This window comes from Nocardioides sp. BGA-UO-ETr-FS32, assembly GCF_059567905.1.
The window spans coordinates 18147-40792 of record NZ_JCAQOX010000012.1 but is presented as its reverse complement, the minus strand read 5'-3'; the positions used below and the strand labels follow the sequence as shown (position 1 = coordinate 40792).

20 protein-coding genes are annotated in these 22646 nt (G+C 70.9%); 17 read left to right on the top strand and 3 right to left on the bottom strand.

Annotation, left to right across the window (positions count from 1 at the left end):
- Window positions 1–1254, bottom strand: coding sequence for an isochorismate synthase (locus AC57BS_RS04915; protein WP_496410340.1), 1254 nt, complete (start codon window positions 1252–1254; stop codon window positions 1–3).
- Between the two features lie 120 nt (window positions 1255–1374).
- On the opposite strand from AC57BS_RS04915, the gene AC57BS_RS04910 reads away from it, so the two are divergent.
- On the top strand, window positions 1375–2562 hold the full coding sequence (locus AC57BS_RS04910) for an AMP-binding protein (RefSeq protein ID WP_496410339.1): 1188 nt from the start codon (window positions 1375–1377) through the stop codon (window positions 2560–2562).
- 13 nt (window positions 2563–2575) lie between these two features.
- Here AC57BS_RS04910 and AC57BS_RS04905 read toward each other — a convergent pair whose 3' ends face one another.
- Window positions 2576–3607 (bottom strand): L,D-transpeptidase family protein, encoded by a 1032-nt coding sequence (locus tag AC57BS_RS04905; protein WP_496410338.1) that lies wholly within the window; start codon window positions 3605–3607, stop codon window positions 2576–2578.
- 101 nt (window positions 3608–3708) lie between these two features.
- Between AC57BS_RS04905 and AC57BS_RS04900 the strand changes: the two genes are divergently transcribed.
- The 16 genes from AC57BS_RS04900 to AC57BS_RS04825 all read left to right on the top strand — a co-directional run bounded on the left by AC57BS_RS04900 (window position 3709) and on the right by AC57BS_RS04825 (window position 21290).
- Window positions 3709–4398 carry a demethylmenaquinone methyltransferase gene (locus AC57BS_RS04900; protein ID WP_496410337.1) on the top strand — a complete coding sequence of 230 codons (690 nt, stop codon included), beginning with the start codon at window positions 3709–3711 and terminating at the stop codon, window positions 4396–4398.
- Window positions 4399–4604: 206 nt separating this feature from the next.
- A complete protein-coding gene (locus AC57BS_RS04895) occupies window positions 4605–4964 on the top strand; it encodes an NADH-quinone oxidoreductase subunit A (RefSeq protein WP_496410370.1) in 360 nt (119 codons plus the stop codon).
- A gap of 2 nt (window positions 4965–4966) precedes the next feature.
- Window positions 4967–5521, top strand: coding sequence for a NuoB/complex I 20 kDa subunit family protein (locus tag AC57BS_RS04890; RefSeq protein WP_496410336.1), 555 nt, complete (start codon window positions 4967–4969; stop codon window positions 5519–5521).
- A complete protein-coding gene (locus AC57BS_RS04885; protein WP_496410335.1) occupies window positions 5518–6324 on the top strand; it encodes an NADH-quinone oxidoreductase subunit C in 807 nt (268 codons plus the stop codon). The genes AC57BS_RS04890 and AC57BS_RS04885 overlap by 4 nt, the downstream gene beginning before the upstream one ends.
- 1 nt (window position 6325) lies before the next feature.
- Complete coding sequence (locus AC57BS_RS04880) at window positions 6326–7666, top strand: NADH-quinone oxidoreductase subunit D (protein WP_496410334.1); 1341 nt, start codon at window positions 6326–6328, stop codon at window positions 7664–7666.
- Window positions 7663–8340: an NADH-quinone oxidoreductase subunit NuoE gene (gene nuoE / locus AC57BS_RS04875; protein WP_496410333.1), complete on the top strand. Its 678-nt coding sequence runs from the start codon at window positions 7663–7665 to the stop codon at window positions 8338–8340. Before AC57BS_RS04880 ends, nuoE begins: the two co-directional genes overlap by 4 nt.
- Complete coding sequence (gene nuoF / locus AC57BS_RS04870) at window positions 8337–9662, top strand: NADH-quinone oxidoreductase subunit NuoF (protein WP_496410332.1); 1326 nt, start codon at window positions 8337–8339, stop codon at window positions 9660–9662. The genes nuoE and nuoF overlap by 4 nt, the downstream gene beginning before the upstream one ends.
- A complete protein-coding gene (locus tag AC57BS_RS04865; protein WP_496410331.1) occupies window positions 9659–12118 on the top strand; it encodes an NADH-quinone oxidoreductase subunit G in 2460 nt (819 codons plus the stop codon). Before nuoF ends, AC57BS_RS04865 begins: the two co-directional genes overlap by 4 nt.
- An 11-nt stretch (window positions 12119–12129) precedes the next feature.
- Window positions 12130–13461, top strand: a complete 1332-nt coding sequence (gene nuoH, locus AC57BS_RS04860) for an NADH-quinone oxidoreductase subunit NuoH (protein ID WP_496410369.1) — start codon at window positions 12130–12132, stop codon at window positions 13459–13461.
- Window positions 13454–14014, top strand: a complete 561-nt coding sequence (nuoI, locus tag AC57BS_RS04855) for an NADH-quinone oxidoreductase subunit NuoI (RefSeq protein ID WP_496410330.1) — start codon at window positions 13454–13456, stop codon at window positions 14012–14014. The genes nuoH and nuoI overlap by 8 nt, the downstream gene beginning before the upstream one ends.
- Window positions 14011–14856 (top strand): NADH-quinone oxidoreductase subunit J, encoded by an 846-nt coding sequence (locus AC57BS_RS04850; protein WP_496410329.1) that lies wholly within the window; start codon window positions 14011–14013, stop codon window positions 14854–14856. Before nuoI ends, AC57BS_RS04850 begins: the two co-directional genes overlap by 4 nt.
- Window positions 14853–15146, top strand: a complete 294-nt coding sequence (gene nuoK, locus AC57BS_RS04845; RefSeq protein ID WP_129456153.1) for an NADH-quinone oxidoreductase subunit NuoK — start codon at window positions 14853–14855, stop codon at window positions 15144–15146. Before AC57BS_RS04850 ends, nuoK begins: the two co-directional genes overlap by 4 nt.
- Window positions 15147–15240: 94 nt before the next feature.
- A complete protein-coding gene (gene nuoL / locus AC57BS_RS04840) occupies window positions 15241–17151 on the top strand; it encodes an NADH-quinone oxidoreductase subunit L (RefSeq protein ID WP_496410368.1) in 1911 nt (636 codons plus the stop codon).
- A 67-nt stretch (window positions 17152–17218) separates the two neighbouring features.
- The gene (locus AC57BS_RS04835; RefSeq protein WP_496410328.1) at window positions 17219–18706 is read left to right on the top strand and encodes an NADH-quinone oxidoreductase subunit M; all 1488 of its coding nucleotides are present in this window, start codon (window positions 17219–17221) and stop codon (window positions 18704–18706) included.
- Window positions 18703–20295, top strand: a complete 1593-nt coding sequence (gene nuoN, locus AC57BS_RS04830) for an NADH-quinone oxidoreductase subunit NuoN (protein ID WP_496410327.1) — start codon at window positions 18703–18705, stop codon at window positions 20293–20295. Before AC57BS_RS04835 ends, nuoN begins: the two co-directional genes overlap by 4 nt.
- Window positions 20292–21290: a polyprenyl synthetase family protein gene (locus AC57BS_RS04825; protein ID WP_496410326.1), complete on the top strand. Its 999-nt coding sequence runs from the start codon at window positions 20292–20294 to the stop codon at window positions 21288–21290. Before nuoN ends, AC57BS_RS04825 begins: the two co-directional genes overlap by 4 nt.
- 19 nt (window positions 21291–21309) lie before the next feature.
- Here AC57BS_RS04825 and AC57BS_RS04820 read toward each other — a convergent pair whose 3' ends face one another.
- Window positions 21310–22626 (bottom strand): phospholipase D-like domain-containing protein, encoded by a 1317-nt coding sequence (locus AC57BS_RS04820; RefSeq protein WP_496410325.1) that lies wholly within the window; start codon window positions 22624–22626, stop codon window positions 21310–21312.
- Between the last annotated feature and the right edge of the window lie 20 nt (window positions 22627–22646).

Here is a 22646-nt window from a genome sequence, read left to right as displayed (position 1 = left end):
TCAGCCGGTCTCGAGCGCGTCGCGGACCGGCACGAACTTGGCCTGCGACTCGGCCAGCTCGGCCTCCGGGTCGGAGCTCGCCACGATGCCGCAGCCGGCGAAGAGGCGTACGCCGCGGTCGGTGACCATCGCCGAGCGCAGCGCGATGCCCCACTCGCCGTCGCCCGACGCGTCCATCCAGCCCACCGGGCCGGCGTAGCGGTCGCGCGGCATCCCCTCGATCTCCTCGATCAGGCGCGTCGCCTCCGGGGTGGGGGTGCCGCCCACGGCGGCCGAGGGGTGCAGCGACTCGGCGAGCTGGAGCGAGGTCGCGACGTCGTGGACGACGCCGTTGACGTCGGTGGCCAGGTGCATCACGTTGGGCAGGTGCAGGACGAACGGCGCCTCCGGCACGTTCATCGACGAGCAGTGCGGCTCGAGCGCGTCGGCGACCGAGCGCACGGCGTACTCGTGCTCCTCGAGGTCCTTCGACGACCGGGCCAGGGTCGCGGCCAGCGCCAGGTCGCGCTCGTCGTCACCCGTACGCCGGATCGTGCCCGCGAGCACGCGGGAGGTCACCAGTCCGCGCTCGCGCCGCACCAGCATCTCCGGGGTGGCACCGAAGAGGCCGTCGACGTGGAACGTCCAGCACATCTCGTACTGCGAGGCGAGGCGGCGCAGCGGCCAGCGGACGTCGAGCGGCTCGTCGGTGGTGGCGATGAGGTCACGGGCGAGGACGACCTTCTCGAGGTCGCCGGCGCCGATGCGTCGCACGGCCTCGGCGACGACCGACATCCACTCCTCGCCGTTGCGGGCTCCGTCGGAGAAGACCAGGCCCACCGGCGCGGCCGGGGCGGGCGTGGGCGCGAGCGTCGGGGCGTCGACGGACACCGTCGTCAGCCACGCCCGGTCACCTCGCCGTCCGACGACGACCTGGGGGATCACGAGCACGGAGTCGCCGGGCTCGTCGGCGAACGCGAACGTGCCGAAGCAGACGGGGCCGGTGCCCGGCTCGCCGACGTGGTCCTCGACGTCGGCTCGCGCGACGGTCTCCGCCCACCACTTCACCGCGTCGCTGAACCTGGTCGGTCCCGAGGTCTCCAGGCGGGCGGCGACACCCCATCCGACCAGGCCCTCACCGCGGCGCAGCCAGCTCACCGGCTGCTCGCGGGGGAGCAGGTCGAGGAGCGGGAGGTCCGCGAGGTCCACGGGGACGGTGCGCACGACAAGCGGCGCAGCAGGTCCGGTGGAGGGAGCGGACGCGGGGGTCGTCACGAGGGGGGAGCCTACGCCCGGGCGCACAGCGCGGTGACGTGAGATCGGCCAAACGGCGAACAGGAGAGGCGTACGTCACCTACCTTGCTTCGACAACGCGAGCCACCTAGGAGCCCCCCCGTGACCGTCGACGAACCTCCTCTCGTCCGGTTGGAACGGCACGCCCGCAACCGCGCGCTCGAGGTCGCGGTGATGGAGCAGCGGAGCGGGGCCTGGTCGTCGCTGACGTGGAACGAGCTCTACCGCCGGGTGATCGACGGCGCCGCCGGGATGATCGAGGCCGGGGTGAACCCGGGCCAGGTGGTGGTGATCCGCGTCCCGACCGGTATCCGCCAGCTCGAGCTCGAGCTCGCCACCCGCCTCGCGGGAGCGGTGCCGCTGCTGCTGCCCGACGAGCTCGACGCCCACGAGGTGGGCCGGCTCCTCGACGAGGTCGAGGTGCGCCTGGTCGTGGTGGACGAGGAGAGCCGACTGGCCCTGCTGCGCCGCGCCGCGCTGGCCGACGCGCAGCTCTTCGAGTGCGACGACCGCTCGTGGGAGCGGCTGCGGGGCATGGGTCTCGAGCGCCGCAAGCGCCAGCCCGACCTGCTGAGCTGGGTGGCGAGCGCCCGTACGGGGGCGGCGTCCGGCGCGGTGCTCGGCCTGCCCCGCGAGAAGGCTCTCGCCTGGCTGTTCCGCCCCGAGTCCTCGGGCACCCTGTCCGACCTGACCGGCGACGACGTCGTGCTGCTGACCGGGGCCGCGACCGACCGCTTCACGACGGTCGCGCGCGACGCCCACCTCACGTCCGGGTGCGCGCTCGCGTGGGTGGAGTCGCCCGACCAGCTCGAGGCGGCGCTCGCCCACGTCGCACCGACCCACGTCCTGCTCGACCACGCCAGCGCCCGGGTGCTGGAGGACCTGCTCGAGGCGGGCACCGTCGACGGTGTCGCGTGGCACCCGACGCCGCGTGAGGTGCTCGACGCGATGTCCGCACAGGTGGCCGAGGCCCGGCTGGGCTCGCGGGCGAGGAAGCTCGCCGCGGATGTGGCGGCGCTCCGGCCCTGGTGGGGTGGCCGGCTGCGCGTGCTCGTGCTCGACACCCGCGTCAACCGGACGATCAGCGGTCTCGCGACCTCGCTCGGCTTCCGGATCGGCCGGATCGCGCACCACCCCGCGGTCAAGCTCGAGCTGTCCCGCGAGTACGCCGTGGTGCAGGCCCCGGCGGCAACCCGGGCCGAGGCGTCCGAGGCGTCCCTCCCGCGCCGTGGTCGTGCGGGCGAGGGCCTCGACGCCGCCTTCTCCCTGGCGGGCTCGCCGAGCGCCTGATCGGGCTCGGGGTTCAGGACCGGTAGACGATCACCTTGTCGCCGATCCGGGCCTGGTCGAACAGCCACGCCACCGCCGCGCGGTCGCGCACGTTGACGCAGCCGTGGGACGCGCCGTCGTAGCCGTTGGCGGCGAAGTCGGGGGAGTAGTGCACGGCCTGTCCGCCGGAGAAGAACATCGCGAACGGCATCGGGGTGTCGTAGAGGCTGGAGACGTGGTCGCGCGACTTGCGGAACACCGTGAAGGCGCCCTCGCGGGTGGGCAGCTCGTCGGAGCCGAAGCGCACCTCGACGGTCTTGAGCACGACGCCGTCGACCACCCAGCGCAGTGACCGCGAGGTCTTGTCCACGCACATCGCTCGCCCGGTCGTGCACCGCGGGTCCAGCGCAGGACCGGTGGCGACGACGTTGAAGAGCTCGGCCCGGGTCGGCGTGCGCGTCATCTCCTGGAGGCGGGTGAGCGTGCGGCGGTCGACCTGCCCGGTGACCGGGATGCGCCGCTTGGCCTGGAAGCCCTCGACGGCCGCGACGGTCGAGCGGGCGTAGCGTCCGGTGACGCGGCCGTCGTACCAGCGGACCTGCTGGAGGCGCGCCTGGACGTGGCGGACCCGCAGGCCGGTGTCGCCGCGCTGGAGCAGGGGCTTGCCGGGGGTGTAGACGTTGTGGAGCGCCTCGGTGGTGGGCTCGGTCGTGATCGCGGTGATCTTGAGCCAGGTGCGCTCGTCGACGACGCCGTCGGCGTTCCAGCCGCGGCGACGCTGGAAGGTCGTGACGCCGGCCCGGGTCTCGCGGTCGAAGCGGCTGGTGACGACCTCGGAGTGCAGGTCGAGCTGGTGCAGGCGGCTCTGGAGCTCGCGCACCCGCCAGCCGGTGTCGCCGATCCGCATCGGGGCGAAGTCGGCCCGAGCCGCACTGGCGGCGCCCGACGGGCCGACGACGGCCAGGCCGGTCAGGGCCACGACCAGGGCGACCAGGAGCGCGCCGAGGCGTGGAGCAGGACGGCGTGCGATGAGACGTGCGTGAAGACGTGCGTGAAGACGTGGCATGTGGTTCCTCCCCCGGGAAGCCGACGACGGGTCGATCATAGGGACGCCGTACGACGCCCCCGCGTTGCACGTGCCGTGGATCCGACGCCTACGCTCACGACGTGGCCCGCGCTGACCTGGACAAGCAACCGACCGACGTACGTCGCATGTTCGACACCGTGGCCAGGCGCTACGACCTGACCAACGACCTGATGACGGCCGGCATCCAGCGCAGCTGGCGACGCTCCATGGTCGAGGCCGTCGCCCCGCGTCCCGGCGACCTCGTGCTCGACCTCGCCGCCGGCACCGGTTGCTCGAGCGAGCCGTTCTTCGACCGCGGTGCCACCGCCGTGCCGTGCGACTTCTCCGTCGGCATGCTGCAGCAGGGCAAGAAGGACCGGCCCGCGCTGCCCTTCGTGGCCGGCGACGGCACCCGGCTGCCGTTCCTCGACGACACCTTCGACGCGGTGACCATCTCCTACGGCCTGCGCAACTTCGTCGACCCGGTCGCCGGCCTGAAGGAGATGCTCCGCGTCACCCGGCCGGGCGGCCGCCTGGTCGTGTGCGAGTTCAGCACGCCCACCAACGGCGCCCTCCGCACCGTCTACGTGGACGGCTTCATGCGCGCGCTGCCCGCGATCGCCTCGCTGACCGCCAGCGCCGCGGACGCGTACGTCTACCTCGCCGAGTCGATCCGCGCCTGGCCCGACCAGGCCGGGCTCGCCGACCTGGTCGCCGAGGCGGGCTGGCAGCGGCCCGAGTGGCGCAACCTCACCGGCGGCATCGTCGCCCTGCACCGCGCCACCGCCTGACCGGCCCGGCGCGACACCGGTCTATTTAGAGCACGGTTCCGTCACCTAAATCCGCAGGTCAGGGCCGCAATCGGGCCCGAACGGCTGGTCCGGACCCCCGCGTGACGTACCCGACATCCGAGTCCTAGACTGTGGCACGCGCCACTCGTGAAGCCATTCACAAAGTCACATTCTCGGTGACGGCGCAGGTCCACCGGAAGGGAATGATGGAGCTCTACACGCCGGTCCTCGCCCTGGCGCTGCTCGCGACGGGTTTTGCGGTCTTCTCCGTGGTCGTCAGCGCCTTCACCGGGCCCAAGCGCTACAACCGGGCCAAGCTCGACTCCTACGAGTGCGGCATCGAGCCGACGCCGCAGCCGATCGGCGGCGGCAGGATCCCGGTGAAGTACTTCATCACCGCGATGCTCTTCATCGTCTTCGACATCGAGATCATCTTCCTCTACCCGTGGGCCGTCCACTTCGACCAGATGGCCCTGTTCGGCCTGATCGAGATGGTCCTCTTCATCGGCACGGTCTTCGTCGCCTACGCATACGTGTGGCGACGTGGCGGATTGGATTGGGACTGACCATGGGACTGGAAGAGAAGCTGCCGTCCGGCGTGCTGCTGACGACCGTCGAGGGCGTCGCCGGCTACATGCGCAAGGCGTCGTTCTGGCCCGCGACCTTCGGCCTGGCCTGCTGCGCCATCGAGATGATGACCACCGGCGGACCGAAGTACGACCTCGCCCGCTACGGCATGGAGGTCTTCCGTGCGAGCCCGCGCCAGGCCGACCTGATGATCGTCGCCGGTCGCGTCAGCCAGAAGATGGCTCCGGTCCTGCGCCAGATCTACGACCAGATGCCCGAGCCCAAGTGGGTCCTCGCCATGGGCGTGTGCGCCTCGTCGGGCGGCATGTTCAACAACTACGCCATCGTCCAGGGCGTCGACCACGTCGTCCCGGTCGACATGTACCTCCCCGGCTGCCCGCCGCGCCCGGAGATGCTCATCGACGCGATCCTCAAGCTGCACGACCAGGTCCAGCAGACCAAGCTGGGCGTCAACCGCCGCAACGAGATCGCCGAGCTCGAGACGGCCGCGCTGCGCGCCCTGCCCACCTCGGAGATGAAGGGCCTGCTGCGGTGACCGACGACAAGACCGACGCCAACGAGAGCGCCCGACCGGCCGAGGAGCGCAACCTCGAGGCGGCCAAGGCCGAGACCGGCACCGGCAGCGGTGTCGAGCAGCCGGCTCCCGAGAAGTCCCCGGAGAACGTCCCCGCGCCGACCGGTGAGGTACGCGCCGTCGGCGCCCGCCACGGCATGTTCGGCGTGAGCGGCACCGGTGACACCTCCGGCTACGGCGGCCTGGTCAGCGCCAAGGTGTTCCCGGCCCCGTCGCAGAAGCCCTACGGCGGCTGGTTCGACGAGGTCGCCGGTGCCCTCGAGGCGCGCCTCGAGGCCACCGAGCTCACCGCGGCCATCGAGAGCGTCGTGGTCCACCGCGGCGAGATCACCTTCCACGTACGCCGCGAGGACCTGCCCTTCGTGGCGCAGATGCTGCGCGACGACGAGGCGCTTCGCTTCGAGTTCTGCTCCGGCGTCAGCGGGGTGCACTACCCCGAGGACACCGGTCGCGAGCTGCACGCGGTCTACCACCTGACGTCGATGACCCACAACCGCCGCATCCGGCTCGAGGTGACCGCGCCGGACAGCGACCCGCACGTGCCGAGCCTGGTGAGCATCTACCCCACGCTCGACTGGCACGAGCGCGAGACGTACGACATGTTCGGGCTGGTCTTCGACGGCCACCCCGCTCTGACCCGGGTGCTCATGCCGGACGACTGGCCGGGCCACCCGCAGCGCAAGGACTACCCGCTCGGCGGCATCCCCGTCGAGTACAAGGGCGGCTCCATCCCTCCGCCGGACCAGCGCAGGAGCTACAACTGACATGACCACCGAACAGGACTTCTACGCGGCTCCCGGTGACACCAGCCAGGGCCGCGTCTTCACCGTCACCGGTCAGGACTGGGACTCGATCACGCAGAGCATCGGCGAGTCCGCCGAGGAGCGCGTGGTGGTCAACATGGGCCCGCAGCACCCGTCCACCCACGGCGTGCTCCGGCTCATCCTCGAGCTCGAGGGCGAGACGGTCACCGAGGCCCGCTGCGGCATCGGCTACCTCCACACCGGCATCGAGAAGAACATGGAGTACCGCTCCTGGGTGCAGGGCACCACGTTCTGCACCCGGATGGACTACCTCTCGCCGTTCTACAACGAGGCCACCTACGTCCTGGGCGTGGAGCGCCTGCTCGACATCGAGGACGACATCCCGGAGAAGGCGCAGGTCATGCGCGTGCTCCTGATGGAGCTCAACCGCATCTCCTCCCACCTGGTCGCGGTGGCGACCGGCGGCATGGAGATCGGCGCCCTCACGGTCATGACGATCGGCTTCCGCGAGCGCGAGCTCGTGCTCGACCTGTTCGAGCTCATCACGGGCTTGAGGATGAACCACGCGTTCTTCCGTCCCGGCGGTGTCGCCCAGGACCTCCCGCCCGGTGCGCTCGACGAGATCCGCGACTTCATCGCCCTGATGAAGAAGCGCCTGCCCGAGTACGCCGCGCTCTGCAACGCCAACCCGATCTTCCGGGGCCGCCTCGACGGCGTGGGCCACCTCGACCTCGCCGGCTGCCTGGCGCTCGGCATCACCGGCCCGGTCCTGCGCTCCACCGGCTATGCCTGGGACCTGCGCAAGACGCAGCCCTACTGCGGCTACGAGGACTACGACTTCGAGGTCCAGACCTGGGACACCTCCGACTCCTACGGCCGCTTCCGCATCCGCCTCAACGAGATGTGGGAGTCGCTCAAGATCGTCGAGCAGTGCGCCGACCGCCTCGCCGGCCTCGAGGGCGCGCCGGTCATGGTGGCGGACAAGAAGATCGCGTGGCCCAGCCAGCTCGCCATCGGCAGCGACGGCATGGGCAACAGCCTCGACCACATCCGCCACATCATGGGCGAGTCGATGGAGGCGCTGATCCACCACTTCAAGCTGGTGACTGAGGGCTTCCGGGTCCCCGCGGGCCAGGCCTACGTCCCGATCGAGTCGCCCCGCGGCGAGCTGGGCGCGCACGTCGTCTCCGACGGCGGTACGCGTCCCTTCCGCGCGCACTTCCGCGACCCGTCCTTCACCAACCTGCAGGCGACGAGCGTGATGAGCGAGGGCGGCATGGTCGCCGACGTCATCGTGGCGATCGCCTCCATCGACCCCGTGATGGGAGGCGTCGACCGATGAGCGAGCCCACGACCGGCCTGGACCAGAAGACCCGGGACGAGCTGCGCGAGATCGCGGCCCGCTACCCCGAGGCCCGCTCCGGCCTGCTCCCGATGCTGCACCTGGTGCAGTCGGTCGAGGGCCGGGTCACCCCCGAGGGCATCGAGGCGTGCGCCGAGGTGCTCGGCATCAGCGCCGCGGAGGTCAACGGCGTGGCGACCTTCTACACGATGTACAAGCGCAAGCCGGTCGGCGACTACCACGTCGGCGTCTGCACCAACACGCTGTGCGCGGTCATGGGCGGCGACCTGATCTTCGAGCGCCTCAAGGACCACCTCGACGTCGGCAACGACGAGACGACCGAGGACGGCAAGATCACCCTCGAGCACATCGAGTGCAACGCGGCGTGCGACTACGCCCCGGTGATGATGGTCAACTGGGAGTTCATGGACAACCAGACGCCCGAGTCGGCGGTGCAGGTCGTCGACGACCTCCGCGCCGGCAACGACGTCCACTCCACCCGCGGCCCGCGACTGTGCACGTGGCGCGAGGCCGAGCGGGTGCTCGCCGGCTTCCCCGACGACCGCGCCGACGAGGGCCCGGCCGCCGGGCCCGCCTCGCTGGCCGGACTGAAGATCGCCCGCGAGAGGGGCTGGACGGCTCCGGCCGGGGAGAGCAAGGGGGAGAGCAAGTGACCGACACGTTGACTCCGGTCCTCACCGACAACTGGGACGCCGAGCGCGCCTGGACGCTCGCGGCGTACGAGGAGCGCGGTGGCTACGCCGCCCTCGACAAGGCGTTCGCGATGGCGCCCGACGACGTCATCGACGCCGTCAAGGAGTCCGGCCTCCGCGGCCGCGGCGGCGCGGGCTTCCCCACCGGCATGAAGTGGGGCTTCATCCCGCAGGACAACCCCAAGCCGAAGTACCTCGTCGTCAACGCCGACGAGTCCGAGCCGGGCACCTGCAAGGACATCCCGCTGATGATGGCCAGCCCGCACACGCTGGTCGAGGGCGTCATCGTCAGCTCCTACGCGATCCGTGCCAACACCGCGTTCATCTACGTCCGCGGCGAGGTCCTCCACGTGATCCGCCGCCTCCAGCGCGCGGTGCAGGAGGCCTACCTGGCCGGCCACCTCGGCAAGAACATCCACGGCTCCGGCTACGACCTCGACCTGGTCGTGCACGCCGGCGCCGGCGCCTACATCTGTGGTGAGGAGACGGCGCTGCTCGAGGGCCTCGAGGGCCGTCGCGGCCAGCCCCGCCTGCGCCCGCCGTTCCCCGCGGTCGCCGGCCTCTACGCCAGCCCGACCGTCATCAACAACGTCGAGTCGATCGCCTCGGTGCCGAGCATCATCGTCAACGGCCCGGCCTGGTTCGCCGGCATGGGCACCGAGAAGTCCAACGGCTTCGGCATCTTCAGCCTCTCCGGCCACGTCGCCAACCCCGGTCAGTACGAAGCGCCGCTCGGCATCACCCTGCGCGAGCTCATCGACCTCGCCGGCGGCATGCGCGAGGGCCACGAGCTGAAGTTCTGGACGCCTGGCGGGTCGAGCACCCCGCTCCTGACGCCCGAGCACCTCGACGTGCCGCTCGACTTCGAGGCTGTCGGCGCGGCCGGCTCGATGCTCGGCACGCGTGCGCTGCAGCTCTTCGACGAGACCACCTGCGTGGTCCGCGCCGTGCTGCGCTGGACCGAGTTCTACAAGCACGAGTCCTGCGGCAAATGCACGCCGTGCCGCGAGGGCACCTGGTGGCTCACCCAGACGATGGCTCGCATCGAGAAGGGGCAGGGGAGCGAGGCGGACCTCGACGTGCTGCTCGACCAGTGCGACAACATCCTGGGCCGCGCGTTCTGCGCGCTCGGCGACGGCGCGACCAGCCCGATCTCGAGCTCGATCCAGCACTTCCGCGACGAGTACCTCGCGCACCTCACCCACGGCGGCTGCCCGTTCGACCCGGCCGCCTCGACCGCCTTCCCCTCCCTGTCCGACACTGCGGCTGGAGCCACTGCATGACGACCACCCCTGCGCGTACGGAGGTCGAGACGGTCACCCTGACCATCGACGGCGTCCAGGTGAGCGTCCCCAAGGACACCCTGGTGATCCGCGCCGCCGAGCAGGTCGGCGTCCAGATCCCGCGCTTCTGCGACCACCCGCTGCTCGACCCGGTCGGCGCCTGCCGCCAGTGCCTGGTCGACATCCCCGACGCCGGCAACGGCCGCGGCTTCCCCAAGCCGCAGGCCTCGTGCACGCTGCCGGTGGCCGAGGGCATGGTCGTCAACACCCAGGCGACCAGCGAGGTGGCCGACAAGGCCCAGCAGGGCGTCATGGAGTTCCTGCTGATCAACCACCCGCTCGACTGCCCGGTCTGCGACAAGGGTGGCGAGTGCCCCCTGCAGAACCAGGCGATGAGCAACGGCCGCGGCGAGAGCCGCTTCGCCGAGTCCGGTGGCGTCAAGCGCACCTTCCCCAAGCCGATCAACATCTCCGCGCAGGTCCTGCTCGACCGCGAGCGCTGCGTGCTGTGCGCGCGCTGCACCCGCTTCTCCGAGCAGATCGCAGGCGACCCGTTCATCGCCCTCGCCGAGCGCGGCGCGCTCCAGCAGGTCGCGATCTACGAGCGCGAGCCCTTCGAGAGCTACTTCTCCGGCAACACCATCCAGATCTGCCCGGTCGGTGCGCTCACCTCCGCCGACTACCGCTTCCGCTCCCGCCCGTTCGACCTCGTCTCGACGCCGGGCGTGGCCGAGCACGACGCCTGCGGCGCCGCGATCCGCGTCGACCACCGGCGCGGCAAGGTCATGCGCCGCCTCGCCGGCAACGACCCCGAGGTCAACGAGGAGTGGATCAGCGACAAGGACCGCTTCGCCTTCCGCTACGCCCAGGTCGAGGACCGGATCACCTACCCGCAGGTCCGCGAGACACTGCCCGATGGGCGAAGGGGTGAGCTCCGGCCGGCGTCGTGGCCCGAGGCCTTCGCTGTCGCCGCTCGCGGACTCCGCGACGCCGGTGCGGCCGCGGTCCTCACCGGTGGCCGCCTGACCGCCGAGGACGCCTACGCCTACGCGAAGTTCGCCCGCGTCGCCCTCGACACCAACGACGTCGACTTCCGCGCCCGCCCGCACAGCGCCGAGGAGGCCAGCTTCCTGGCCTCGCACGTCGCGCTGTCCGGCGACGTGACCTACGCCGACCTCGAGGCCGCGCCGGTCGTGGTGCTGCTCGGCCTCGAGCCCGAGGACGAGGCCGCCACGATCTTCCTGAGGCTGCGCAAGGCGGCCAAGCGGGGTCGTACGCAGGTCGTCTCGGTCGCGCCCTACACCTCGCGCGGCCTGGCCAAGATGAAGGGTCGGCTCGTGCCGACCGCCCCGGGCGCCGAGGTCGAGGCCATCGGCTCGCTCCGCGACGCCGAGCACGGGATCACCAAGGACGCCATCATCCTCGTCGGCGAGCGGCTCGCCCAGACCCACGGAGCGCTCAGCGCGGCCGCGGACCTGGCAGCCGGCACCGGTGCCCGCCTGGCGTGGGTGCCGCGTCGTGCGGGGGACCGCGGTGCGGTCGAGGCCGGCGCGCTGCCCACCCTGCTGCCCGGTGGACGTCCCGCCGGCGAGGCCTCGGCCCGGGTCGACGTGGCTGCCGCGTGGGGCGTGGAGTCGCTGCCCGCCAGGCCCGGCCGTGACGGCAACGCCATCGTCGCCGCCCTCGTCAAGGGTGAGCTCGGCGGCGTGGTCGTCGGCGGCGTGGACCCCGACGACACCGCTGACCCGGCCGCGTTCCGAGCCGCCCTCGACGCTGCCGCCTTCGTGGTCAGCCTCGAGCTGCGCGAGACCGACGTGACCCGCGTGGCCGACGTCGTCCTGCCGGTCGCCCCGGTGACCGACAAGTCCGGCACGTTCGTGACGTGGGACGGGCGCCCGCGCTCGTTCGACGCCGTCTTCACCAACCCCTCCTCGCTGCCCGACCTGCGGGTCCTCGCCGGCATCGCCGACGAGCTGGCCGCGCAGGGGACGGGCCGCTCGCTCGGCTTCCGTACGGTCGCCGAGGTGCGCGCGGAGATGCAGGCGCTCGGTCCGTGGGACGGTCCCCGCCCCGCCCTCGACGCAGGCAAGGCCCCCAAGGCCCCCAGGGCGCCCAGGAAGGGCGAGACCCCGCTCGCGCTCGCGACGTGGAAGCAGCTCATCGACCTGGGCTCGATGCAGGACGGCGAGGAGCACCTGCGTGCCACTGCACGTACGGCCGTCGCCCGCGTCAGCCGTGCGACCTACGAGTCTGCCCTCGGCATGTTGGAGGCCCAGCCGGCCGGCGAGCAGCGCGTCACGATCACCGGTGACCGGGGCAGCGTGACGCTGCCGGTCGTGGTCGCCGACCTTCCCGACGACGTGGTCTGGGTCCCGGCCCGGTCCTTCGGTCGCGGCGTCCTCGCCGAGCTGGCCTCGCCCGGCAGCCCGGTCACCCTGAAGGGAGCCTCCCAGTGATGGGCACAGTGATGCAGCTCGCTCCGCTCGCGGCGGACCTTCCCGCTCCGGGACTGGACGCGTTCGGCCAGGACCCGTGGTGGGTGATCCTGCTCAAGGCCGTCTTCATTTTCCTGGTCCTGGTGCTGCTGACGCTCTTCAACATCTGGTTCGAGCGTCGCGTCGTGGCCCGGATGCAGCACCGCGTCGGCCCCAACGTGCACGGCCCCTTCGGCCTGCTCCAGTCGCTCGCCGACGGCGTCAAGCTGGCGCTGAAGGAGGACATCATCCCCAAGTCGGCCGACAAGGTCGTCTTCCTCCTGGCCCCGGTGATCGCCGTGGTGCCGGCCTTCGTCACCTGGGCGGTCATCCCGCTCGGGCCGACGGTCAACTTCTTCGGCCACCAGACGCCGCTACAGCTCACCGACATGCCGGTGGCGGTGCTCTTCATGCTCGCCATCGCCTCGATCGGCATCTACGGCATCGTCCTCGGCGGCTGGTCGTCCGGCTCGACCTACTCGCTGCTCGGCGGCCTGCGCTCGAGCGCGCAGATGATCTCCTACGAGGTCGCGATGGGCCTCGCCCTCGTCGCGGTCTTCCTCTACGCCGGCTCGATGTCCACCTCGGAGATCGTCGCCGCGCAGGACCGCCTGTGGTTCGGCCTGATCCTGCTGCCGTCCTTCGTCATCTACGTCATCTCGATGGTCGGCGAGACCAACCGTGCCCCCTTCGACCTCCCCGAGGCCGAGGGCGAGCTGGTCGGCGGCTTCCACACCGAGTACTCCAGCCTCAAGTTCGCGCTGTTCTTCCTGGCCGAATACATCAACCTCGCGACCGTGTCGGCCATCGCCACGACGCTGTTCCTCGGCGGCTGGGCCGCTCCGTGGGGCATCGAGAACGTGTGGGAGGGCGCCAACAGCGGCTACTGGCCCCTGCTGTGGTTCTTCGGCAAGGTCTTCATCTTCATCTTCATGTTCGTCTGGCTGCGCGGCTCGCTGCCCCGCATGCGCTACGACCAGTTCATGGCGCTCGGCTGGAAGGTCCTCATCCCGGTCTCGCTGGCCTGGATCGTTGCGGTGGCCACCATCCGCGTCATCTCGATCGAGGGCAACATCGACCGCACCTACCTCGTGGCCGCCATCGCGGTGCTGCTCGTCCTGACCGTCGGCCTGATGTTCGTCGGCGAGAAGAAGGCGGAGGAGGCGCCGGTCGAGGCGAGCGAGGAGCCCCACGACGCGTTCGCCGGCGGGTTCCCCGTCCCGCCGATGCCGGCGGGAGGCGCCGTACGCGGTGGCGCCGCGCCGCTGACCTTCGCCACCGGCCGCACCACTGTCACCGCTTCAGCGGAGGAGAACCATGAGTGAGTCCCCCCAGAGCCCCGGCCAGGAGTCCAAGGGGATCAAGGAGAGCTTCTGGGACCCGATCGCCGGGTTCGGCGTCACCTTCCGGACGATGTTCAAGAAGGTCGTCACCGAGCAGTACCCGTTCGAGAAGCTCCCGACGGCGCCCCGCTTCCACGGCCGGCACCAGCTCAACCGCTGGCCCGACGGGCTGGAGAAGTGCATCGGTTGCGAGCTGTGCGCGTGGGCCTGCCCGGCCGACGCGATCTACGTCGAGGGCGCGTCCAACGTCGACCTCGAGGACGGCTCGGGCCGGTTCAGCCCCGGTGAGCGCTACGGCCGCGTCTACCAGATCAACTACCTGCGCTGCATCCTGTGCGGGCTGTGCATCGAGGCGTGCCCGACGCGGGCGCTGACGATGACCAACGAGTACGAGCTGGCCGACAACAACCGGGCCGACCTGATCTACGAGAAGTCCGACCTGCTGGCCCCGCTGCTGCCCGGCATGGAGCAGCCGCCGCACCCGATGCGTCTCGGCGACGACGAGGGCGACTACTACAGGGGGACGACACGATGACGTTCTGGATCCTCGCCCCGATCATGGTCGCCGCCGCGCTCGGCATCCTGTTCGTCCGCAAGGCCGTGCACGCCGCGCTGCTGCTGGCCGTGGTGATGATCAGCCTGGCGTTCCTCTACGCCGTGCTCGACGCGCCGTTCCTCTTCGCGGTGCAGATCATCGTCTACACCGGCGCCATCCTCATGCTGTTCCTGTTCGTGATGATGCTGATCGGCGTCGACGCCGCCGACTCGGTCGTGGAGACCATCCGCGGTCAGCGGGTGATGGCGGTCGTCCTCGGCCTGGCCTTCGGCACCGTGCTGGTGCTCGGCATCAGCCAGGTCACCTTCGGGGTCGCGGTCGGGCTCGACGAGGCCAACGCCGGCGGCAACGTGCCGGCCATCGCCAACATCCTGTTCTCCCGCTACGTGTTCGCCTTCGAGGCCACCAGCGCACTGCTGATCACCGCGGCGCTCGGCGCGATGGTGCTCGCGCACCGTGAGCGCCTCACGCCGAAGGCCGGCCAGGCCGAGCTCGCCGCGCAGCGGATGCGCGACTACGCCGAGCACGGCAAGCACCTCGGTCCGCTGCCCTCGCCCGGTGTCTACGCCCGCCACAACGCGGTCGACACCCCGGCGCTGCTGCCCGACGGCACCGCCGCGGAGTCCTCGGTCTCCCGGGTGCTCGCCGCCCGCGGCACCGTCCGGTCCGCTCCCGCACTCGCCGACGACATCGACGACGTACGCCGCCAGCTGGCCGGCCTCGAGGGGCACAGCGACCCGACCGCGATGCCCGAGACCTCCGGCAAGGCCGGCGCGCCCGCCAGCACCGAAGAGGACGTGGACAAGGACGTGGACAAGTGACCCAGTACATCGTCCTGTCGGCGATCCTCTTCACGATCGGCTGCGTGGGTGTCCTCACCCGCCGCAACGCGATCGTGGTGTTCATGTGCGTCGAGCTGATGCTCAACGCCTGCAACCTGGCGTTCGTCGCCTTCGCCCGCCAGCACGGCAACCTCGACGGCCAGATCACCGCGTTCTTCGTGATGGTCGTCGCCGCCGCGGAGGTCGTGATCGGGCTCGCGATCATCATGACCATCTTCCGCACCCGACGCTCGGCCTCGGTCGACGACGCCAGCCTGCTGAAGTACTGAGGGAGCGCTCGTGAACCTGTTGTCCCACTCGGCGCTGCTCGTCGGCCTGCCCATGGCCGAGGAAGGAGCCCACGCGCCCGTGGTCGCGCCCGACATGGGCGCCGGCGGCGTGTTCGACCTGCTGTGGCTGGTCATCGCGCTGCCGGTGCTCGGCGCGGTCCTGCTGCTCGGCGTGGCCCCGTTCCTCCCGCCGTCGCTGAAGGCGACCGTCGACAAGCACGGCCACCTCCTCGGCACGGCGATGGCCGCGCTCTCCTTCGTGCTCAGCCTGGTGCTGTTCGTCTCGCTGCTCGGCCGCGACGCGGAGGAGCGCCAGATCGGCCAGCAGCTGTGGACCTGGTTCGAGACCGGGTCGCTCACCGTCGGCATGGACCTGCTCTACGACCCGCTGGCCGCGCTGTTCCTGCTCCTCATCACCGGTGTCGGCTCGCTGATCCACGTCTACGCCATCGGCTACATGGAGCACGACCCGCGCCGCCGCAGGTTCTTCGGCTACCTCAACCTCTTCGTCGCCGCGATGCTCATGCTGGTCCTCTCGGCAAACTTCGTGGGCCTGTTCCTGGGCTGGGAGGGCGTCGGCCTCGCGTCCTACCTGCTGATCGGGTTCTGGCAGCACAAGCCGTCGGCCGCCGCCGCGGCCAAGAAGGCCTTCGTCATCAACCGCGTCGGTGACATCGGCCTGTCGCTGGCGATCGCCCTGATGTTCGCGACGTTCGGCACCACCGACTTCGGTGCCGTCAGCGAGCTGGCAGGCGAGGCCGACCAGGGCACGCTCAACGCCCTCGGCCTGCTGCTCCTGCTCGGCGCCTGCGGCAAGTCCGCGCAGGTCCCGCTCCAGTCCTGGCTGCTCGACGCGATGGAGGGCCCGACCCCGGTCTCCGCCCTCATCCACGCCGCGACCATGGTCACCGCCGGCGTCTACCTCGTCGTCCGCTCCAACTTCATCTACGAGCTCACGCCCGTGGCGCAGACCGCGGTCGTGGTCGTCGCGACGGTCACGCTCCTGTGGGGTGCGATCCTCGGTTGCGCCAAGGACGACATCAAGAAGGCGCTCGCCGGCTCGACCATGAGCCAGATCGGCTACATGATGCTCGCCGCGGGCCTCGGTCCGGCCGGCTACCCGTACGCGATCTTCCACCTGCTCACCCACGGCTTCTTCAAGGCCAACATGTTCCTGGGAGCCGGCTCGGTGATGCACGGGATGGACGACGACGTCGACATGCGTCACTACGGTGCGCTCAACAAGGCCATGCCGGTCACGTTCCTGACCTTCGCCATGGGATACCTCGCGATCATCGGGTTCCCCGGCTTCTCCGGCTTCTGGTCCAAGGACCGGATCATTGAGACCGCGCTCGCCGAGAACCTGCTCGTCGGGCTCCTGGCGCTGCTCGGTGCCGGCATCACGGCGTTCTACATGACCCGGCTGATGCTGATGACCTTCTTCACCAGCAAGCGGTGGGAGAAGGACGTCCACCCCCACGAGTCGCCCCGCGTCATGACCGTGCCGCTCATCGTGCTGGCCGCGCTCTCGGTCCTCGGCGGCGTGCTGCTGCTCGGCGACTGGATCAAGACCTGGCTCGAGCCGGTCACCGGGACCGTGGAGCACCACGAGCCCCCGCTGCCGGCGATCGTGATCACCCTGATCATCACCGCGGTCGTCGCGATCGGCGTCGCCGCCGCCTGGTTCCTGGTGGGCAGGCGCGAGGTCCCGCGCGAGGCCCCGCAGGACGTGTCCTTCGCGACCCGCGCGGCGCGCGCCGACCTCTACGGCGACGCGATCAACGACGCGGTCGTCGTACGCCCCGGTGCCGGGCTCGTCGGCGGGCTCACCGCCTTCGACCGCCGCGGCGTCGACGGTGCCGTCGAGGGTGGCTCGCTCGCCGTCGGTGGCCTGTCCACCACGCTGCGGCGCGTGCAGAACGGCTTCGTACGCTCCTACGCCCTGTCCCTCCTCGGTGGCGCCCTGCTGGTCGTCCTCGCTCTCCTGGCGGTGAACCTCCGATGAGCACCCCACAGAGTTCTACGCCTCCCCCGCTCCGCTCCTCCGTCGCACAACTCTGCGAGGACCCCGCATGATCCTGACCATCCTGATCCTGCTGCCGCTGCTCGGCGCGGTCGTCACGGCCCTCGTGCCCGACGCGCTCGCGCGGCTGGTCGGCCTCGGCTTCTCCGCGGCGACCCTGGTCGTCGGCGTCGTCGTCGCCACCCAGTACTCCGTGGGCGGGGGGATGCAGCTCACCGAGACCCGCACGTGGATCGAGTCGCTCGGCGTCCACTACGCCCTCGGAGTCGACGGCCTCGGCCTGCTGATGGTGCTGCTCACCGTCGTCCTCGTGCCGATCGTGCTGCTCGCCAGCTCGCGCGAGGCCGACGCCGAGGGCAACGGAGGCGTGAAGGCGTTCTTCGCCTGGACCCTCGCGCTCGAGGCGATGTCGCTGGCGGTCTTCACCGCGACCGACGTGCTGCTCTTCTACGTCGTGTTCGAGGCCACGCTCATCCCGGCCTACTTCCTCATCGGCGGCTTCGGCCGGGCCGGTCGGGGACGTGCCGCGACCAAGTTCCTCATCTACCAGCTCGCCGGCGGGCTCATCATGCTCGCCTCAGTGATCGGGCTCTACGTGGTCTCGGCCGACGCCGGCAACCCGAGCTTCCTGATCAGCGACCTCGCAGCGCTCGACATCGACGAGACGACCCAGCGCTGGCTGTTCGTCGGCTTCTTCATCGCCTTCGCGATCAAGGCGCCGATGTTCCCGGTGCACACCTGGCTGGCCGACACCACCGAGAAGGCGACCACCGGCACCTCGGTGCTGCTGGTCTGCATCCTCGACAAGATCGGCACCTTCGGCATGCTGCGGTTCTGCCTCGGCCTGCTGCCCGACGCGTCGCAGTGGGCGACGCCGGTTGTGGTGGTGCTCGCGCTCGTCTCGATCATCTACGGCGCGCTCGTGGCCATCGGTCAGGACGACGTGCTGCGCCTGATCGGTCTGACGTCGCTGTCGCACTTCGGCTTCATCGTGCTGGGCATCTTCGTGTTCAGCCCGACCGGCGGCACCGGCGCGATCCTCTACATGGTCAACCACGGCATCGCGACCGCCCTGATGTTCCTGGTGGCGGGATTCCTGATCCGCCGGACCGGGACGGCGTCGATCCGCGAGATGGCGGGCGTGGAGAAGAGCGCCCCAGTGCTGGCGGGCTTCTTCCTCGTCGGCGGCCTCGCGGCGGCCGGCCTGCCCGGCCTGTCGCCGTTCGTCTCCGAGATGTTGGTCATCATCGCGGCGTTCGACCACCACTGGCTGGTCGGGTCGGTGGCGGTGCTCGCCATCGTGCTGGCCGCGTTCTACGCGCTCTGGATGTACCAACGCACCATGACGGGTCCGGACCGCGTCGGGGTCGCCCCGGTGGCCGACCTCGACCGGCGTGAGGTCGGCGTCCTCGCGCCGCTGCTGCTCGCACTCGTGCTGTTCGGCTTCTACCCGATGCCGCTGCTCGACGTCATCAACCCGTTCGTCCACGACTCGCTCGCGGCGGTGGGCATCGGCCAGGAGGGTGGTCCCCAGTGACCGAGTTCGTGAAGCCCAGCATCGAGTACTTCGAGCTCTGGCCGCTGCTGGTCGTGTTCGGCGTCGCCTGCCTCGGCGTGGTCGTGGAGGCGTTCCTGCCGCGTACGCTGCGCTACCCCGTGCAGGTGGTCCTCGCCCTCGGCGGCCTCGCCCTCGCCCTCGTCGGCGTGGTGCTGGTCGCGCAGGACGTGCAGACGTACGCCGACGGCGCCGCGCGCGGCATCCTCGCGGTCGGCGGCACGATCGCCGTCGACGGACCGAGCCTGTTCATCTGGGGCCTGGTCCTCGCGCTGTCCATCGCCGGCGTCCTGCTCTTCGCCGAGCGCCACCTCGACGGCGGGGTCTCGGCCTTCGCCGGACAGGCCGCCGCGGTGCCCGGCACCGACGCCGAGACCGCGGCCATCGCGGCCAACCGCGAGCACACCGAGGTCTACCCCCTCATGATGTTCGCGGTCTTCGGCATGATGCTGTTCCCGGCCGCCAACGACCTCCTCACGATGTTCGTCGGCCTCGAGATCCTGTCGCTGCCGCTCTACCTGCTCAGCGGCCTGGCGCGGCGTCGTCGCCTGCTCAGCCAGGAGGCCGCGCTCAAGTACTTCCTGCTCGGTGCGTTCTCGTCCGGCTTCTTCCTCTACGGCGCGGCCCTGCTCTACGGCTATGCCGGCTCCATGGACTTCGCCGCGATCAACGAGGCCGTGCGCAACGACGTCGGCAGCTCGAGCCTGCTGCTGATCGGCACGGGCCTGCTGTCGGTCGGCCTGCTCTTCAAGGTCGGTGCCGTGCCGTTCCAGGCGTGGACCCCCGACGTCTACCAGGGTGCGCCGACGCCGGTCACCGCCTTCATGGCCGCCGGCACGAAGGTCGCCGCCTTCGGCGCGATCATGCGCCTGTTCTACGTCGCGCTCGGCGCGGACCGCTGGTCCTGGCAGCCGATGCTGTGGATCATCGCCATCCTGTCGATGTTCGTCGGCGCCGCGCTCGCCATCACGCAGAGCGACATCAAGCGCCTCCTGGCCTACTCCTCGGTGGCGCACACCGGCTTCATCCTCACCGGCGTGCTGGGCGTGCAGGCCTCGGGGCAGCTCGCGGCCGGCGAGATCAGCTCGGTGCAGGCGGTGCTGTTCTACCTCGCGACCTACGGCTTCGCGACGATCGGCGCCTTCGCGGTCGTAGGCCTCGTGCGCGACAGCGGTGGCGAGACCACCGCGATCGAGCGCTGGGCCGGCCTGGGCAAGGAGTCGCCGGTGGTGGCGGGCGTGTTCGCCTTCTTCCTGCTGGCGATGGCGGGCATCCCGCTCACGTCCGGGTTCGTCGGCAAGCTCGCGGTCTTCTCCGTCGCCCTCGCCGCCGGCGCGTGGCCCGTGGTCGTGGCGGCCGTGCTCGCCAGCATCATCGCCGCGTTCCTCTACATCCGGGTCATCAAGGTCATGTACTTCGACGAGCCCGTCGGGGCCGGCCCGAGCGTGGCGTACCCGTCCGTGCTGACCGCGACGACGATCGCCGTCGGCGTGGCCGTGACCCTCGTCCTCGGCGTGCTGCCGGGGCCGGTGCTCGACCTGGCGGCGGTTGCGGGAGAATTCATCAGGTGACCGACTCTCCCCTCGCACTGCCTGTCGTCGACGCCGCTCTCGAGCAGCGGCTGGTCGAGCGGCTGGCGCGCATCGAGGAGCTGCTCGCCGAGCACTGCCGGGGGCGCGCGGACTTCGTCTCCGAGGCCGCGACCCACCTGATGATGGCCGGCGGCAAGCGGTTCCGGCCGCTGCTGGTGCTGCTGGCGGCCGAGACCGGGCCCGAGCCGGACGCCGACGAGGTGCACACCGCGGCCTGCGTCGTCGAGCTCACCCACGTCGCCTCGCTCTACCACGACGACGTGATGGACGAGGCCGACCTGCGCCGCGGCGCCGCCACGGGCAACGCCCGCTGGGGCAACAACGTCGCGATCCTCACCGGCGACTTCCTCTTCGGCCGGTCGTCGGAGCTCACTGCCGACCTCGGCCCGGAGGCCGTACGCATCCAGGCGCAGACCTTCACCCGCCTCGTCGAGGGGCAGATCATGGAGACGGTCCCGCCCGGGCCCGACGAGGACCCGCTCGCGCACTACCTCGATGTCGTCGCCGGCAAGACCGGGTCGCTCATCGCGACCTCGGCGCGCTACGGCGCGATGTTCAGCGGGGCGCGGGCCGAGGTCGTCGAGGCGCTCAGCGCCTACGGCGAGATCGTCGGTTCGGCGTTCCAGCTCACCGACGACATCCTCGACATCGCGTCGGAGTCGGACGCCTCCGGCAAGACGCCCGGCACGGACCTCCGCGAGGGCGTGCCGACCCTCCCGGTGCTGATGGCGCAGGCCTCGACCGACCCGGCCGACGCGCGCCTGCTGTCGCTGCTCGGCCGCCCGCTCACCGACGACGCCGAGCACGCCGAGGCGCTCGAGCTGATGCGCGCGCACCCCGCGATGGACCAGGCCCGCGACCACGTGCTGGCCGAGGCCGCCCGCGCCAAGAAGCTGCTCGAGGCCCTCGACCCCGGTCCCGTCCGCGAGGCGCTCGAGTCCTTCGCCGACATCGTGGCGACGCGTACGTCCTGACCCGACGCACCACGCCGGCTCACACCTGCGCAGGTGCCGGTGCCAGCTCCCTCGAGTGCCGGCTCCAGATGGTGTCGAAGTGCGCGACGTACGCCTCGTGGATCCTTTGCCGCGGGATCATGACCACCAGCTCGTCGTTGAGCAGGGAGACGTCGGACCAGTTCTCGGAGCCCGTCCACACCGCTCGGGTGGCCGCGCCGCCCCACGTCCCGTCGACCGACATCCACTTCTCGTGGACGAAGTGCTCCCAGCCGGAGTCCTCGAACCCGGTCGCGACATTGCCGTCGACGTCGAGGGAGGCGCTCCGGATGCGGACGCCGGCGCGGACCAGGGTCTCCACGACCTCCGGCCCAGCAGCACTCACCAGGGCCTGGACCCGGCATCCTGCGCGACTCAGCCGGGCCACCCGCCGGGCCAGGTCGAGGCCGCGCTGCCCGCGCCAGCCGTACATGCTGATCCGGACGACGGTCCGGCCGGCCTCCCCGGTTCCCGGGAGCGCGTCACAGGTGACGCCGGCGAGGCGTTCGGCGACGGCATCGGTGTCGGGGGCCGCTGATGGTCCCGCACCGACGCTCGTCGTGACGTCACCGTGCCTCACGTTCACCTCGGGTGCCTCGACCCGGCTGTCGGCGGCGAGCTCGTCGAAGACCTGGCCGTAGTCGTCGTACAGCTGCTGGCTGCCCGTGAAGGTGACGAGGTCGTTCCAGTGCACCCCGGCGGCGTAGCCGGTCAGGTTGGGGGACCCCAGCATCACCACGTGCTGCTGGCCGCCGGTGGCGGAGAACAGGTAGACCTTCATGTGCTGGTTCCCGCGGTCGCCGAGCCGGCAGCTGGCGTGGCAGACCTTGACGAAGCTCGGCGCTGCGCCCGCTCCGGCCTCGCTGCCCGGGTCGCAGGCATGGCGGCCCGACAGCGCGTCGGCACCCAGGAGCCGCCGCAGGTCACGGGACGACGCGGAGACGAAGTTGTCGTTGAGGACGACCTGGACGGTGACGCGGCGCTGCGTGCACGCCCGGGCGAGCGCGGCTGCGATGTCGGGACGGTCGAAGCTGTACGCCGCCATCCGGATGGTGCCGTGGCGCGGTGTGGCGTCGATGGCACGGCGGATGTGGTCCGCGATGCGGTTCTGCGCGGCCTCGTCGCCGGTCGGGTCGTTGAAGAGGACGGCGGCCTCCGGAGCCTCCGCGGCCGGTGCGGCCGGTGCGGGAGCGCCGGCGCGCGCGGGCAGCGGCGCGGAGGTGGCCGGGTCGCCCCCGAGCGCTGCCCCGAGCGCGGGCGTTGCCAGGGCCGTCGCCAGCCCCACGGCGATCGTCGCCGCCAGAAGTGAGGTCCGCATCTCGATCACCCGATCCGGTA